The 16269-nt window shown below is 55.2% G+C and carries 11 protein-coding genes; 1 reads left to right on the plus strand and 10 read right to left on the minus strand.

All coding sequences use genetic code 11. From position 1 onward, the window contains the following. Positions 1-670: 670 nt before the first annotated feature. Together mngB and mngA are read right to left on the minus strand one after the other, a co-directional pair. A complete protein-coding gene (gene mngB / locus ACJTMZ_RS06875; RefSeq protein WP_252010886.1) occupies positions 671-3307 on the minus strand; it encodes a mannosylglycerate hydrolase in 2637 nt (878 codons plus the stop codon). A 23-nt stretch (positions 3308-3330) separates the two neighbouring features. Then, on the minus strand, positions 3331-5247 hold the full coding sequence (gene mngA, locus ACJTMZ_RS06880; protein ID WP_047365456.1) for a PTS 2-O-a-mannosyl-D-glycerate transporter subunit IIABC: 1917 nt from the start codon (positions 5245-5247) through the stop codon (positions 3331-3333). 170 nt (positions 5248-5417) lie between these two features. Between mngA and ACJTMZ_RS06885 the strand changes: the two genes are divergently transcribed. Next, positions 5418-6134 carry a GntR family transcriptional regulator gene (locus tag ACJTMZ_RS06885; RefSeq protein ID WP_017384967.1) on the plus strand — a complete coding sequence of 239 codons (717 nt, stop codon included), beginning with the start codon at positions 5418-5420 and terminating at the stop codon, positions 6132-6134. A gap of 86 nt (positions 6135-6220) precedes the next feature. On the opposite strand, the gene sucD is transcribed toward ACJTMZ_RS06885, so the two are convergent. From sucD to sdhC, 8 genes are all read right to left on the minus strand, one after another. Then, positions 6221-7090, minus strand: coding sequence for a succinate--CoA ligase subunit alpha (gene sucD / locus ACJTMZ_RS06890; protein ID WP_003858609.1), 870 nt, complete (start codon positions 7088-7090; stop codon positions 6221-6223). Then, positions 7090-8256: an ADP-forming succinate--CoA ligase subunit beta gene (sucC, locus tag ACJTMZ_RS06895; protein ID WP_033486397.1), complete on the minus strand. Its 1167-nt coding sequence runs from the start codon at positions 8254-8256 to the stop codon at positions 7090-7092. Before sucC ends, sucD begins: the two co-directional genes overlap by 1 nt. Before the next feature lie 85 nt (positions 8257-8341). After that, positions 8342-9568, minus strand: a complete 1227-nt coding sequence (gene odhB / locus ACJTMZ_RS06900) for a 2-oxoglutarate dehydrogenase complex dihydrolipoyllysine-residue succinyltransferase (RefSeq protein WP_003858613.1) — start codon at positions 9566-9568, stop codon at positions 8342-8344. Between the two features lie 14 nt (positions 9569-9582). After that, entirely contained in the window at positions 9583-12390 is a 2808-nt protein-coding gene (gene sucA, locus ACJTMZ_RS06905; RefSeq protein ID WP_003858615.1) for a 2-oxoglutarate dehydrogenase E1 component, read from the minus strand. 359 nt (positions 12391-12749) lie between these two features. After that, a complete protein-coding gene (locus ACJTMZ_RS06910; protein WP_023303307.1) occupies positions 12750-13466 on the minus strand; it encodes a succinate dehydrogenase iron-sulfur subunit in 717 nt (238 codons plus the stop codon). Positions 13467-13481: 15 nt separating this feature from the next. Beyond that, a complete protein-coding gene (gene sdhA / locus ACJTMZ_RS06915) occupies positions 13482-15248 on the minus strand; it encodes a succinate dehydrogenase flavoprotein subunit (RefSeq protein ID WP_003858619.1) in 1767 nt (588 codons plus the stop codon). Further along, positions 15248-15595 carry a succinate dehydrogenase membrane anchor subunit gene (gene sdhD, locus ACJTMZ_RS06920; RefSeq protein ID WP_003858621.1) on the minus strand — a complete coding sequence of 116 codons (348 nt, stop codon included), beginning with the start codon at positions 15593-15595 and terminating at the stop codon, positions 15248-15250. Before sdhD ends, sdhA begins: the two co-directional genes overlap by 1 nt. Continuing rightward, positions 15589-15993: a succinate dehydrogenase cytochrome b556 subunit gene (gene sdhC / locus ACJTMZ_RS06925; RefSeq protein WP_026080740.1), complete on the minus strand. Its 405-nt coding sequence runs from the start codon at positions 15991-15993 to the stop codon at positions 15589-15591. Before sdhC ends, sdhD begins: the two co-directional genes overlap by 7 nt. Positions 15994-16269 lie beyond the last annotated feature (276 nt).

Consider the following 16269-nt stretch of genomic DNA (forward strand, 5'->3'; position numbering starts at 1 on the left):
TTGCTCATCGCATGAAGACTCCGAGAGTGAACCCCGTTAGATAAGGATCCACACGCATGCCCCAATACAAAGTAATCTGCTTCCCTTCTTCGTTGCTTATTCTCTACATGAGGAAAAAGCAATGATGAAAGGTTACAAATACGTTAAGAAAAAACCAAATTGATCCCGTAAATATAATACGCTGCAAAACCCTTACAATAAACAGGTTTTTATTCGAACAGATTTACGTTTTTCGACGGCGATCAATTTATAGCAAAATTACCACTTTTCGGCCATTTTGATCGGGAACAATTTAACGCCTTTCGGAGCCTTTTTCCAAGTATTAAACATTGATTTAAATCAAAAACAGTCAGAGCTGTTAATGATGTTTCTTTGTGGTGCGGATAGTAAAAACCTTGTTAACAATATGTATATTTAAAGGCGTTATTGGTTATAAAAGCCAGAAGATAATATAAACAGTTGTGATTTTTATTAACGCGCAAGAAAAAACGCATTTTGCCGGAAGATAAACATATAATGTTATCTGCTTCACAGTATTTTTCTTTCGCTTTGCTACCCGCCGAAGCGATTACATTTCATTCACCTTTAATAATCTTAAAATTAACACCCTTTCGTGACTATTTGATGAAATAAAGGCCGCATTCCTGCGGCCTTTATTTTGTTCGGAGGATTACCTTTCAATTTTTATGCTAAAGGTGCGTGACTGGCCTGGCCGGAACGGTCCCGTAATGGCTGAACCCTCCTCCCCTTGCGCCTTGCACACCTCATTCATGTCCGTTTCGCAACAGGCCTGGACCTCACGGTTCACAGACAAAGCCACGTCACAGGAGCGGGTCTCCGAAGGGTTGTACAGACGAAGAATCATCTCGTCACGATCCTCCGCTTTTTTCAGCGCACTGAGTACGCATCCGTTAGGCGCCAGCGTTAGCAGGCTATAGCTACAGGGAGTGGTGAAAGAGGCGCGGTTAAGCTTCATCGCATCCCACGGGATTTTGTTATAACAGTGCACTGGCGTTAACCACGACTTCGCCTGCTGCGCAACGCCAGCACTGACTGGCGTACCATTAAAACTGAACAGGCTAAAGCGACAGGTTAACTGGCCCCGCATCTGCGAATCCGGCACCGGCATTTTGATCCCGGACGGTCTGCCGGGGCGCAGCAGTAAATCTTCCTTCCCAAGCACCCCCACGCCGCGAAGCAACGTCAGGGCAAACGTTTTTTGACGCTCGCCAGTCACTTCAAATTCGCGCAACCCTTCGGTAAACAGCGCCATTCCGTTACGCCGTTCCTGGAGCACCGCGTAGTTGAGCAGATTCCACACCGGCAGCGGCGCTTCCTTCCAGCCCTCCTCCTGCCAGTTCGCCATCGCTTCATCCTGTACAGGTCGCGTCAGCGAACCGAACTGGGTATCGGCTAACACCGTGTCTGTGGTAAATGGCGTCGGGATCAGCACCCGCACACGGTGGTCATCCGCGTGATTTCCGAGACGCGCCTCAACGTCGATACGTCGGCTGTTATGGCTGAGCGTGACCGTGAGTTCTGCCTCAAGCGTTCCCGTCTGCTGACGCGCAGAACGTTCGGCGAGATCCGCCGGCACCGCCATGCGATGGCGGATCACCGCCCTGCTCTGCCAGGCCTCGTGGATCACCTCAACCTCATGCTCGCCCTGAGCGGAAGTGAGTCTCCACTCTTCCCGTGAAGGCGAGTAGTCGTACTCATCGCCATCATCCGAGCTCTCTTCTATTTCCAGCACGCGGTCATAGATAAGCCCGGACGCTTTATCGAGCAGACGCAGGGTGCCGTCGTCGTTTAACGTTATTTCCCAGAAAGCATTTTCCAGCAACGCCTCCGACGATTTTTCTGCCGCCAGCAGCTTGCCGGCCACGTGCGGCTCGATATAGAGCGTGCGGTAACCCATTGATGGCAGGATCTGATTGAGCTGGATATCAAACTCCATAAAGGGATCGTAGTTACCGTAATGCACAATCTGCCGGTCAATCAAGCCGGGGTCGATTTCACGCGCGCTGCGCAGGCAGTAAGGGATTTCATTCCCCCTATCGTCCAGCAGGCGGAACTGGCTGGCGCGCAGACGTATCGTGGTGTTAATCACTTCCTCACGCGGCCAGGGCGTGAGGTTAAACATCACCAGTTTGTCTTCCTCGCTCTGTGGCATGTTGTCGACAATCTTGCGCATATAGAAGCATGTCAGGTTATCGGCCATGTCTTCCGCCAGCTCGAAGCGTGACATCACCTCACGATGCACTTTGTCACTACAGCAGCAGCCGATACTGTCATGGGCGTGATTCTTGAGGATCTCTTTCCACATTTTTTCCAGCAAACCGTGGTGATACTCAAAGCCCAGCGTCCAGGCAAGCGTGGCCAGCGGCTCAAGGACGTTGACGATTTTATTCTCTATCCGGGCGTGGGCGATTTTAATGTCCATCCGCGTGGAGCCTATCGTCCGGTGCACCCGCATATATTTACCGTCAATAAACTCCCCTTTCAGCGTCGCCAGTTCATCGCGGTGCACGTCAATGTGGTCAAACACCTTCTCGAAGCGGCTCATCACAAACTGACGCTGCGGATAGATTTCGCGCAGCTTATCCATCACCGCAAAGATGTTCTGCTGGAGCGGCATCTGATCATGGCCGTTAGGCAGTAAAATTTCTTTCGTCACGGAGGCTTTTTCCAGCACCTCGAAGTACGTGTCGAGCCGTTTGCGCAGCCCGGCCTCATCCTCCGGTAAGTACTTACCAATCGCGTAGCCCAGCGGTAGCATCTGTGCCGTCACTTCGCTGCCGTCCTGACTTTGCCAGAGAAATTCGGTTTTATCGGTACCGTGCCGCTCGGAACACCCGCGCCAGAACATGGTGCGCGTGATGCCAAAACCGTTGTAAATGTGCGGCAGCTGGGAAGACATGCCGAAGGAGTCCGGCAGATAGCCAATTTTCATCGGCTCGCCAAAGGCCAGACAGTCGCGTATACCGTACATCAGATTTCGGACAATCGACTCGCCGGAAACAAGGGTGGTATCCGTCTGGGTATACCACGGCCCGATAATCAGCTTCCCGGCCGCCACCAGTGCCTTCACGCGTGGCCTGTTTTCCGGTTTCACGGCAAAATAATCTTCCAGCACCGCCGTCTGGCCGTCGAGTACGTAGTATTTATACTCTGCGTCCTGCTCAAGACGAGTGAGGATCTCTTCCATATTATTGACCAGAAGAATACGTGACGCTTCGGTGGTGAAGTACCACTCCCGGTCCCAGTGCATATGTGGCGTGATATGAACGCGAGATACAGCTTTCATCTTCGTTTCCTGTCAGTGCGTGTTTACGATGGTATGTCTTCAGTCACGTAGGTGCCGCTCTTCACGGCCTGGCGTCGCCAGAGCAGTAAAATGAGCGTAGAGATTGCGGCGCCAGCCAGCGCGGCGCCAAACCAGCCGACAGCGGCCATCACGCCGCCCAGCCCGGCATCATGCAGTAAGAAGAGCGAGAAAATGCCCGCGCCGGGGGTGGAGAGCCCAATCCCCATCGCCCCGACAATCGCTCCGGTCACCATTGACCCCAGAACAAATGAGCCAATGACCCGCAACGGATCCTCGATAGCCATCGGAATTGCCCCTTCGGTGATGCCCGCCAGCCCCAGCAGCCAGGTGGACTTGCCGGTTTCAATCTCGAACTGTTTGAACAGGTTCGGAGCCAGCATCGTTGATGCCGTCACGGTAAAGGCCGATACCATTTTGACGGAGGCAAAAATCGCATAAGGCCCGTATACGCCATTGGCCATCGCTCCCAGACAGAACGCGTAAGAGGCTTTGTTGACCGGACCGCCCAGATCGAACGAGCACATAAAGCCCAGGATCGCCCCCAGCAGCAGCGCATTCGCGCCGGACAGACCGTTAAGCCAGGCGGTCAGGGCGTTATTGATCCAGGCTACCGGTTCGCCGATCACAAACAGCATCAGGCTGCCTGCGCCCAGCACGCCAATCACCGGATAGAGATAAAAGGTCAGAAAGCCGTTGTAGCGGCTACTCAGCCGGATGTGGTTTTTTACCCAGCGCATCAGGTAGCCCGCAATCAGCCCGCCGACGATGGCCCCGAGAAAACCAGAGCCGATCATATTGGCGGCAAGACCCGCCGCAAAGCCCGGCGTTAGCGCAGGTTTATCCGCCAGCGAGTAAGCGGTATAGGCCGCCAGAACAGGCACCATCAGAATACCGAGCATCCCGCCGCCCAGTTTGCGGTACATCCACAGCCACGAATTTTCCTGATCGAACAGATGCTGCAAGCCCAGGATTTGCGCAAGCAGTACCGACACCGCCAGCACCGTACCGCCGGCGACAATCAGCGGTACCGCAAAGGAGATACCGCTGAGCAGCGCCTGCTTGAGTTCGGTTTTAACGCACTTTTTCGCGTCCGTGTCGACGTGCGCAGGACGCGCATCGGATACAGGCTGTAGCGCCAGCGCACGCTCAATGAGCGCTTCCGCATGGCGTAAGGGTTCCGCGACGGGCACGGAAATGGCGGGCATCCCCTGAAAACGCTCACGCTCTTTGATCGCCACTTCCGCCGCGAAGATACACGCTTTTGCCTCCTGCAACTGCTGCGCGGTGATGCGCCCCTCAATACCATTTGCCCCCTGCTTTTCGACCACCACATTGACGCCGAGCTTACGTCCCGCTTTTTCGAGATACTCCGCTGCCATGTAGGTATGGGCGATCCCGGCCGGACAGGCGGTAACGCAGACGATCGTCGGGGCATTCTCCGCAACGGCGGTTTCTTGTGCGTCAGGCGCTGTTTCCAGCGCCGCAAGCACCGCTTCCGCGCTGGTCGCCGTCATCACGCGCGCCCTGAGCTCGTCATCCGCCAGGCGAGACGTCAGTTCCGTCAGGACCTGAATATGCGTTGATCCCGCTTGTGCGGGAGGAATGGCGAGCAGAAAAATTAGCTCAACCTCCTCCGGTCCGTCCACACCTTCCCAGGCCAGCGGCTCACGCAGTGTGGCCACGGCAAAAGCCGCTTCGTTTACCGCCACTGATTTACCATGAGGTACCGCCAGCCCCTCGCCCAGCGCCGTCGGGCCAAGCGATTCCCGATGGAAAACGTCTGCCAGAAACGTATCGGCGTCGGCTATTTTGCCCAACGCCTCCAGCCGCGTCGCAAGCTGACTGATTGCCTCATCACGGCTGGTAAACTGCGCCTGCACGCAGACAGCACGTGGGTCGGTCAGAGTCGTCAGGTTCATAAGATCCTCACCTATCCAAAGTTATTGTCTGGACAGGATTGTGGCAGACCGGACAATACATTTATGTGATCATTTTCACTAACACCGATATTTGTATCTTATTTGTATTATTTACAAATTTACCACTGAAGGCATAATTCCCTGAAAACGTATTAAAAAGGCGCGACACAATGGGCAATAAACCGATGTACCGGCAGATCGCCGATGCGTTCCGCGAGAAAATTAATGCCGGTGAGTTAAAACCTGGCGACGCGCTGCCGACGGAATCCAGCCTTCAGGAGGCGTTTAGCGTCAGCCGGGTCACCGTGCGGCAGGCTTTGAAGCTGCTCGCCGACGAGCAGATCATCGAAAGTATTCAGGGCAGCGGCTCGTATGTAAAAGAGGAGCGGGTGAATTACGATATTTATCAGCTCACCGGCTTTTACGAAAAGTTAGCGGATCGCAACGTCGATACGCACAGCGACGTCAGCGTCTTCGAAGTGGTGAAAGCCGATGAGCGGCTCGCGGCAAAACTTGCGCTCAATCCGGATGATAAGGTCTGGCACGTCAAGCGCGTACGCTTCATCAGGGAAAAGCCGGTGAATCTGGAAGAGACATGGATGCCGCTGGCGATGTTCCCCGACCTCACCTGGGAAGTGATGGAACAGTCGAAATACCATTACATTGAGCAGATCAAAAAGATGGTGATCGATCGCAGCGAGCAGGAGCTGGTGCCAGTCATGCCATCGGACGAGGCGATTGCCGCCCTGGCGCTCGATCCGGCGAAACCGATTCTGGAAAAAGTCTCTCGCGGCTTTCTGAAAGACGGCCGGGTATTTGAATACAGTCGCAACGTGTTTAACACCGACGACTATAAATTCACTCTGGTGGCTAAACGCAGGCAATAAAAAAAGGCCGCTTTACAGCGGCCAACCATGTCGAAACGGACATTTTTTTATACTTCAACGCGCCCCATTCGGGGAGCAGAGAGGACTTATTTAATGATGGATTTCAGTGCTTCACCGATATCCGCCAGGCTGCGAACGGTTTTCACGCCTGCGGCTTCCAGTGCTGCGAATTTCTCATCAGCCGTACCTTTACCGCCTGCGATAATCGCGCCCGCGTGACCCATACGTTTGCCTTTCGGCGCGGTCACACCCGCGATGTAACCCACCACCGGCTTGGTCACATGATCTTTGATGTAAGCAGCCGCTTCTTCTTCCGCGCTACCACCGATCTCACCGATCATCACGATCGCTTCGGTCTGTGGATCTTCCTGGAACAGCTTCAGGATGTCGATGAAGTTAGAGCCCGGGATCGGGTCACCGCCGATGCCCACGCAGGTGGACTGGCCGAAACCGTAGTCGGTGGTCTGCTTAACCGCTTCATAGGTCAGGGTACCGGAACGGGACACGATACCCACTTTGCCTGGGCGATGAATGTGGCCCGGCATGATGCCGATTTTGCATTCGCCTGGAGTGATAACGCCTGGGCAGTTCGGGCCGATCATGCGCACGCCTGCTTCGTCCAGCTTCACCTTCACGGTCAGCATATCCAGCGTCGGGATGCCTTCGGTGATGGTGATGATCAGCTTAATGCCTGCGTCGATCGCTTCCAGAATAGAGTCTTTGCAGAACGGCGCCGGTACGTAGATCACGGTCGCGGTTGCGCCCGTCGCTTCTACCGCTTCACGCACGGTGTTGAACACCGGCAGGCCCAGGTGCGTGGTGCCGCCTTTACCTGGCGTTACGCCGCCAACCATCTGCGTACCGTAGGCAATCGCCTGTTCGGAGTGGAAAGTCCCCTGGCTACCGGTGAAGCCCTGGCAGATAACCTTGGTATCTTTATTAATTAAAACGGACATTATTTCCCCTCCACTGCGGCAACAACCTGCTGAGCTGCATCCGTCAGACTTTTCGCTGCAATAATATTCAGGCCGCTGTCAGCCAGTTTTTTCGCGCCGAGTTCAGCGTTGTTCCCTTCCAGACGTACAACAACCGGAACGTTAACGCCCACTTCTTCTACCGCGCCGATGATACCGTCGGCGATCAGGTCGCAACGTACGATACCGCCGAAGATGTTCACCAGAACCGCTTTCACGTTGCTGTCAGAGAGAATGATTTTGAACGCTTCGGTTACGCGCTCTTTGGTTGCGCCACCGCCCACGTCGAGGAAGTTCGCTGGCTCACCGCCGTGCAGCTTAACGATGTCCATGGTGCCCATTGCCAGGCCCGCACCGTTAACCATGCAGCCGATGTTGCCATCCAGTGCGACGTAGTTCAGCTCCCACTGTGCAGCCTGCGCTTCACGCGGGTCTTCCTGAGACTGGTCGCGCATTTCACGCAGATCCGCCTGGCGGAACAGCGCGTTGCCGTCAGCGCCCAGCTTGCCGTCGAGGCAGATCAGGTCGCCCTGAGTGGTGATCACTAGCGGGTTGATTTCGATCAGCGCCAGATCGCGCTCCAGGAAGATGTTCGCCAGGCCCATGAAGATCTTGGTGAACTGCTGAACCAGCTTGCCTTCCAGACCCAGCTTGAATGCCAGCTCGCGGCCCTGATAAGGCATTGGGCCAGCCAGCGGATCGATAGCCACTTTGTGGATCAGGTGCGGGGTTTCTTCCGCCACTTTTTCGATTTCCACGCCGCCTTCGGTAGACGCCATGAACACCACGCGACGGGAGCTACGGTCTACGACTGCGCCGAGGTACAGTTCTTTCGCGATGTCGGTTGCCGCTTCAACCAGGATCTGGTTAACCGGCTGGCCGTTCGCATCTGTCTGGTAGGTTACCAGACGCTTGCCGAGCCAATGTTCAGCAAACGCACGGATCTCTTCTTTGCTCTTAACAACCTTCACACCGCCCGCTTTACCACGGCCACCAGCGTGAACCTGACATTTAACTACCCACGGGCCGGAACCGATTTTAGACGCGGCTTCTTCTGCTTCACGCGGGGTAGTACAGGCATAACCCACCGGAGCCGGTAAGCCATACCGGGCAAACAGCTGTTTGGCCTGATATTCATGTAAGTTCATGTGTTCTATCCATCCTTCAGGTAATCGTTAGGTAGTGCTTTTGTAGGCCCGGCAAGCAACGCGCCGCCGGGCAAGACTGCAAAAACTAGACGTCCAGCAGCAGACGCGTTGGATCTTCCAGCAGCTCTTTAATGGCAACCAGGAAGCCTACGGACTCGCGGCCGTCGATCAGGCGGTGATCGTAAGAGAGCGCCAGGTACATCATCGGCAGGATCTCAACTTTACCGTCTACCGCCATTGGACGATCTTTAATGGCGTGCATACCCAGGATCGCGCTCTGCGGCGGGTTGATGATCGGGGTAGACATCAGCGAGCCGAACACACCACCATTGGTAATGGTGAAGTTACCGCCAGTCAGGTCCTCAACGGTCAGCTTGCCGTCGCGGCCTTTCACGGCCAGCTCTTTGATTTTCTTCTCGATGTCAGCCATACCCAGGGTATCCACGTCACGCAGAACCGGGGTAACCAGGCCGCGTGGGGTAGAAACCGCCATGCTGACGTCGAAGTAGTTGTGGTAAACCACGTCATCGCCATCGATAGACGCGTTCACTTCCGGGTAGCGTTTCAGCGCTTCAACTACCGCTTTTACGTAGAAGGACATGAAGCCCAGACGGATACCGTGACGTTTTTCAAACGCGTCACCGTACTGCTTGCGCAGATCCATGATTGGCTTCATGTTGACTTCGTTAAAGGTGGTCAGCATCGCGGTGGAGTTTTTCGCTTCCAGCAGACGCTCGGCCACGCGCTTACGCAGGCGGGTCATCGGCACGCGTTTTTCGCTACGTGCGCCCAGAGCTGGCTGTGCCGCTGGTGCTGCCGCAGGGGCTTTCGCTTCCGCTTTCGCCTCAGAAGGCGCTTTTGCCAGATGCTTGTCGATGTCTTCGCGCGTCAGACGGCCACCCACGCCGGTGCCTTTGATGGCTGCCGGATCGAGGCTGTGCTCAGCCAGCAGGCGACGGATCGCCGGGCTGAGCGCGTCATTGGTCTGATCGGACAGAGACGCCTGCTGGCGCTGGGCCGGAGTAGACGCTTTCTCTTCAGATTTGGCGCTGGACTCTTTGCCCGCGCTATTGCCTTCACGCAGGCGACCCAGGATCTGGCGAGAAGTGACGGTCGTACCTTCATCTTCCAGGACTGCATCCAGAATGCCATCCGCTGAAGCCGGTACTTCCAGTACCACTTTGTCAGTTTCGATTTCTACCAGCACTTCGTCACGGGTTACCGCGTCGCCTGGTTTTTTGTGCCAGGTGGCGACGGTTGCATCTGCTACGGACTCAGGCAGGTCGGGAACAAGAATATCTACGCTACTCATTATGTATCCTTTAATTAATCGACGTTCAGCGCGTCATTGACCAGATCTTGTTGCTGCTTCTGGTGAACGGACATATACCCTACCGCCGGAGAGGCGGAGGCCGGGCGACCTGCATAACGCAGGGCAGACCCAAATGGAATCACTTCACGGAAATGATGCTGGCTGCAATACCATGCGCCCTGGTTGAGCGGCTCTTCCTGGCACCAGACAAAATCATGAACGTGAGCGTACTGTTTCAGCACTTCCTGCATCGCCTGATGCGGGAACGGATAAAGCTGTTCGATACGCACGATGGCGACATCTTTCTGATCGTTCTTACGGCGCTGTTCCAGCAGGTCGTAATAAACCTTACCAGAACACATTACGACACGCTTAACGGCCTGCGGATCCAGCTCGTCAATTTCACCGATGGCCGGCAGGAAGGTGCCGTTTGCCAGCTCTTCCAGGCTGGAGACCGCCAGTGGATGGCGCAGCAGGGATTTTGGCGACATGACCACCAGCGGACGGCGCATACCGCGCAGCGCCTGACGACGCAGCATGTGGTAAACCTGAGCCGGAGTGGACGGCACGCAAACCTGCATATTCTGCTCGGCGCAGAGTTGCAGATAACGCTCCAGACGCGCGGAGGAGTGCTCCGGACCTTGTCCTTCATAGCCGTGCGGCAGCAGCATCACCAGACCGCACATACGGCCCCACTTCTGCTCACCGGAGGAGATGAACTGGTCGATGACGACCTGCGCACCGTTGGCGAAGTCACCGAACTGCGCTTCCCAGATGGTCAGGGTGCGGGGTTCTGCGGTGGCGTAGCCGTATTCGAAGGCCAGAACCGCTTCTTCTGACAGCACGGAGTCCCAGACCTTGAACTGGCCCTGACCGTTATGCACGTGCTGAAGCGGAGTGTACGTTGAACCGTTAGACTGGTTGTGTACAACCGCATGACGGTGGAAGAAGGTGCCACGACCCGCATCTTCACCGGACAGACGAACCGGAATACCTTCGTCAACCAGCGTCGCATAGGCCAGCGTTTCCGCGCCGCCCCAGTCGAACAGCTTCTCACCCGCCGCCATTGCCTGGCGATCGCCATAGATCTTGGCCACGCGGGACTGCATCTCGATCGCTTCCGGCACGGTGCTGATGCGTTTAGCCAGTTCCTGCAAACGCTTCATCTCAACCTTGTTCGGGTAGCTCTCGTCCCACTCGTGGTTGAGATACGGCGACCAGGTAAAGGAGTGCATGTTCATTGGGCGCAGCTCTTTCACTACGCATTCACCCGCATCCAGCGCGTCGCGATAAAGATTGACCATCTCGGTCGCATCTTCCAGCGTCGCCACTTTTTCGCTTTCCAGCTTGTCAGCGTAGATTTTACGCGGCGTCGGGTGTTTTTTGATTTTCTGGTACATCAGCGGCTGGGTTGCACTTGGCTCATCCGCTTCGTTGTGGCCGTGACGGCGGTAGCAGAAGAGGTCAATGAACACGTCGCGCTTGAAGGTGTTACGGAAGTCCAGCGCCAGACGGGTAACGAAAGCAACGGCTTCAGGGTCATCCGCGTTAACGTGGAAGATGGGTGCCTGAACCATTTTACCGATGTCGGTGCAGTACGGGGTGGAACGCGCATCCAGCGGGTTAGAGGTGGTGAAGCCCACCTGGTTGTTGATTACGATGCGAACGGTACCGCCCACTTCATAACCACGCGCTTTCGACATGTTCAGGGTTTCCTGAACCACGCCCTGCCCTGTGACCGCCGCATCACCGTGAATGGTGATTGGCAGCACTTTATTGCTGCTCGGCTCGTCCAGACGATCCAGACGCGCACGCACGGAACCGATAACCACCGGGCTGACGATTTCCAGGTGCGACGGGTTAAACGCCAGCGCCAGGTGAACCTGACCGCCCTCGGTTTCGATATCTGACGAGAAGCCCATGTGGTACTTCACGTCACCGGTGCCGAGGTGCTCTTTATGTTTACCCGCAAATTCGTCGAACAGATCCTGCGGCTTTTTACCCAGCACGTTAACCAGCACGTTCAGGCGACCACGGTGCGCCATGCCCAGCACCACTTCGCGCGTGCCGCTCTTACCGGCATGACGAATCAGCTCTTTCAGCATCGGGACTAACGCATCGCCGCCCTCCAGTGAGAAGCGTTTTGCGCCAGGGAATTTCGCGCCCAGATAGCGCTCAAGGCCTTCCGCTGCGGTCAGTTCGCTGAGGAAACGTTTTTTCTCTTCTGCTGAGAAATTCGCGTGGCCTGCCACGGATTCGATACGCTGCTGGATCCAGCGTTTCTCTTCGGTGGAGGTAATGTGCATATATTCCGCGCCGATGGAGCCGCAGTAGGTTTGCTTGAGCGCGTCAATCAGATCGCCCAGCTTCATCGTGTCTTTGCCGATGGCAAAGGAACCTACGTTAAAGCTTTCCTGGAAATCGGCCTCGGTCAGATCGTGATAAGCCGGATCAAGATCCGCTACACGTTCCTGCTGCCACAGTCCCAGCGGATCGAGATTCGCATGCTGGTGACCACGGAAGCGATAAGCGTTGATAAGTTGCAGGACTTTAACCTGCTTCGCATTGGTGTCAGGGTCGGAAATCGCAGAAGAGTAACGTGAGGCATCCTTCGCCAGACGACGGAAATAATCACGTGTTTTTGAATGGAATTGATCCGGTTTGACCCCTGTACCAGGCAACTGCTGGAACATGGAACGCCAGTTTGCGTCCACTGAGTCAGGATCGGTTAAGAAGTCTTCATAGAGCTGTTCTATCCAGCTCTGGTTTGAACCAGAGAGGTAAGAAGAGTCCAGCCAGGCTTTCATTGCGCCGTTCTGCATCGTGATCCCTTAAGCATTTTTATGCTTACTTTCGCCGTAGAAACTACCACGCACACCACGTGTACGTGCCGGGGTTCACCTGCGAGCTCTTTGTGGCCCGCGAAGGAACCTTTAGAAACTGTCTAAATAATCTTCGTCGTTCCGGCTGCGACTGCGTTGCGGCTTTCACTCACCCCAGTCACATAGTCAACTATGCTCCAGGGGATTCGTTCAACCGCGCCTTGTCTCGCGCTGAACGTCTCGATTATTTACTTATCTGGCAGTTTTTAAAGGTTTCTGCAATTTGCCCGGTGACGCTACGCTTACCGGGCCTACTGTTACGTAGGCCGGATAAGCGCAGCGCCATCCGGCGTTGTTACTTACGCACTGCGCTGCAACAACATCGACTTAATATGGCCGATGGCGCGCGTCGGGTTCAGCCCCTTAGGACACACACTGACGCAGTTCATGATGCTATGGCAGCGGAATACGCTGAAAGCGTCACTTAGCCCTTCCAGACGATTCTCGGTTTCGGTATCGCGGCTGTCGATCAGGAAGCGATAGGCAGCCAGCAGACCCGCAGGGCCGATAAATTTATCCGGGTTCCACCAGAATGACGGGCATGACGTAGAACAGCATGCACAGAGAATACACTCGTACAACCCATCGAGTTTTTCACGCTGCTCAGGAGACTGTAAGTGCTCGCGAGCGGGTGGATTTTGCCCATTATTCAATAAGTAAGGCTTAATCTTCTCATATTGTGCATAGAATTGCCCCATGTCCACCACCAAATCACGCACGACCGGCAGGCCAGGCAGAGGACGGATCACAATTTTCTGGCCAGAACGCTGTAGCGCTGAAATTGGCGTAATACAGGCCAGACCGTTTTTGCCGTTCATGTTTACACCGTCAGAGCCACACACCCCTTCACGGCAGGAGCGGCGGAACGACAGCGTAGGATCTTTCTCTTTCAGCTGGATTAAGGCATCCAGCAGCATCATGTCACGACCTTCTTCCGCTTCGAGGGTGTAATCCTGCATACGCGGAGCATCGTCTACATCCGGGTTATAACGATAAACTGAGAATTCGAGTTTCATTATCCTGTCTCCGCATTAGTAAGTACGAATCTTCGGCGGGAACGCCGGACGCAGTTTCGGTTCCATGTTAACGCTACGACGCGTCATGGTTTCCGACTCTGGCAGATACAGGGAATGGCACAGCCAGTTTTCGTCATCACGATCCGGGAAGTCGAAGCGGCTATGGGCGCCACGGCTTTCGGTACGGAAGTTTGCCGACATCGCAGTGGCGAACGCGGTTTCCATCAGGTTATCCAGCTCCAGGCACTCCACGCGCTGGGTGTTGAACTCGCTTGAGGTATCGTCCAGACGGGCATTCTTCAGACGCTCGCGGATCGCTTTCAGCTGCTCAAGCCCTTTGGCCATCGCGTCACCTTCACGGAATACCGAGAAGTTGTGCTGCATACACTCTTGCAACGCCTTACGGATCTCCACCGGATCTTCGCCGTTACGATTACCGTTCCAGCGATTGAGGCGCTCAAGAGAGGCATCTATTTCGTCATCGGTCGCATCACGCAGCGCGCCCTGCTCGGCAATAGATTCCTGGAGATGCAGCCCCACCGCACGACCAAATACCACCAGGTCCAGCAGGGAGTTGCCGCCCAGACGGTTTGCGCCGTGCACGGATACGCAGGCAATTTCGCCTACCGCGAACAGGCCAGGGATGACCACGTCTTCGCCCTGCTCGTTCACGGTCAGCGCCTGACCGGTCACTTTGGTCGGAATACCGCCCATCATGTAGTGACAGGTTGGGATAACCGGAATTGGCTCTTTCACCGGGTCGACGTGAGCGAAGGTGCGGGACAGTTCCAGAATGCCCGGCAGACGGGATTCCAGCACTTCTTTACCCAGATGGTCGAGTTTCAGCTTCGCGTGCGGACCCCAAGGGCCGTCACAGCCGCGGCCTTCACGGATTTCGATCATGATGGAACGCGCCACCACGTCACGGCCCGCAAGGTCTTTTGCGTTTGGCGCATAACGCTCCATGAAGCGCTCGCCATGTTTGTTCAGCAGGTAACCACCTTCACCACGGCAGCCTTCTGTCACCAGTACGCCCGCACCGGCGATACCGGTTGGGTGGAACTGCCACATCTCCATGTCCTGCACCGGCACGCCAGCGCGGATCGCCATCCCAACGCCGTCACCGGTGTTGATATGGGCGTTGGTAGTGGACTGATAGATACGGCCTGCGCCGCCGGTCGCCAGCACGGTTGCGCGGGCTTTGAAGTAGACCACTTCACCGGTTTCGATGCACAGGGCGGTACATCCCACCACGGCGCCATCGGCGTTTTTCACCAGATCCAGCGCATACCACTCGGAGAAGATGGTGGTGTGGTTTTTCAGGTTCTGCTGATACAGCGTGTGCAGCAGCGCGTGGCCGGTACGGTCAGCCGCCGCTGCGGTACGTGCCGCCTGCTCGCCGCCGAAGTTTTTCGACTGGCCGCCAAACGGACGCTGATAGATGGTGCCATTTTCCAGACGAGAGAACGGCAGACCCATGTGGTCCAGCTCCAGAATCGCTTCCGGGCCGGTTTTACACATATATTCGATGGCATCCTGGTCACCGATGTAATCGGAACCTTTTACCGTATCGTACATATGCCATTCCCAGTTATCTTCATGGGAATTACCCAGCGCAACGGTGATACCGCCCTGCGCAGACACAGTGTGGGAACGGGTCGGGAATACTTTAGAGAGCAGCGCGCAGGTCTGGCCGCTCTGGGAAATTTGTAGTGCGGCGCGCATACCTGCGCCACCCGCACCAATCACAACAGCATCAAATTCTCTGACTGGCAGTTTCATTACACACCCCACACCACAACAAATCCATAAATGACGTAAACCAGCAGAGCAACAACAATAATCAGTTGCAGCGGAAGGCGAATCGCCAGCGGTTTAACGTAATCGGTCAACACCTGCCACATGCCGATCCAGGCATGAATAAGGATGGAGAACAGGGCCAGCAGGGTGAACACTTTGGTGAAGGCCGATCCGAAGAAACCACTCCAGATTTCCCACGTCAGCGTGCCGCTGGTCGCGAAGAAACCGATCATATAGATGATGTAAAGGGTGAGAACGATGGCGGTAGCACGGACCAGGATGAAGTCATGTACGCCGTTGCGTCCTAATGCGGAGGCGTTGCTTACCATACGAGAACTCCTGCGAGAAGTGAAAGCACGACAGTGATCACAAATGAAATGTTAGCGGTACGTTTACCGGCCTCGAACGTCTCTTCCAGGTAGCCAAAGTCCATCAGCATATGGCGAACGCCGCCAACCACGTGATAGGCCAGCGCGGTCAGAATGCCCCACATGATAAATTTCACGAAGAAGCTGTTCATAATGGCTGAGGCCTGGAGGAATCCTTCAGGGGATGAGAGGCTGGTTCCCAGTAACCACAGCAAGATACCGACCGCCACAAACGTAATCACACCAGAAACACGGTGCAGAATGGACGCTATTGCTGTTACAGGGAATCGGATCGTTTTCAGATCCAGATTGACAGGTCTTTGTTTTTTCACATTTCTTATCATGAATAACGCCCACATGCTGTTCTTATTGTTTCCTTCCTCCGGACTGCGATGCGGGTCAGACAGCGTTCCTTTTCTATAACTGCGCGTCATGCAAAACATTGCTTCCAAATGCTAAAACGACACGTTACAACGCTGGGTGGCTCGGGATTGCAGGGTGTTCCGGAGACCTGGCGGCAGTATAGGCCGTTCACAAAATCATTACAATTAACCTACATACAGTTTGTTGGGTTTTCTCTGGAACAGTGATCGGGGTCACGATAACAACATCTTTTTAATTTTTAATCATCTGAT

Origin of the sequence: Enterobacter sp. DN (genome assembly GCF_046054285.1) — a bacterium.
Lineage (GTDB): Bacteria > Pseudomonadota > Gammaproteobacteria > Enterobacterales > Enterobacteriaceae > Enterobacter > Enterobacter hormaechei_C.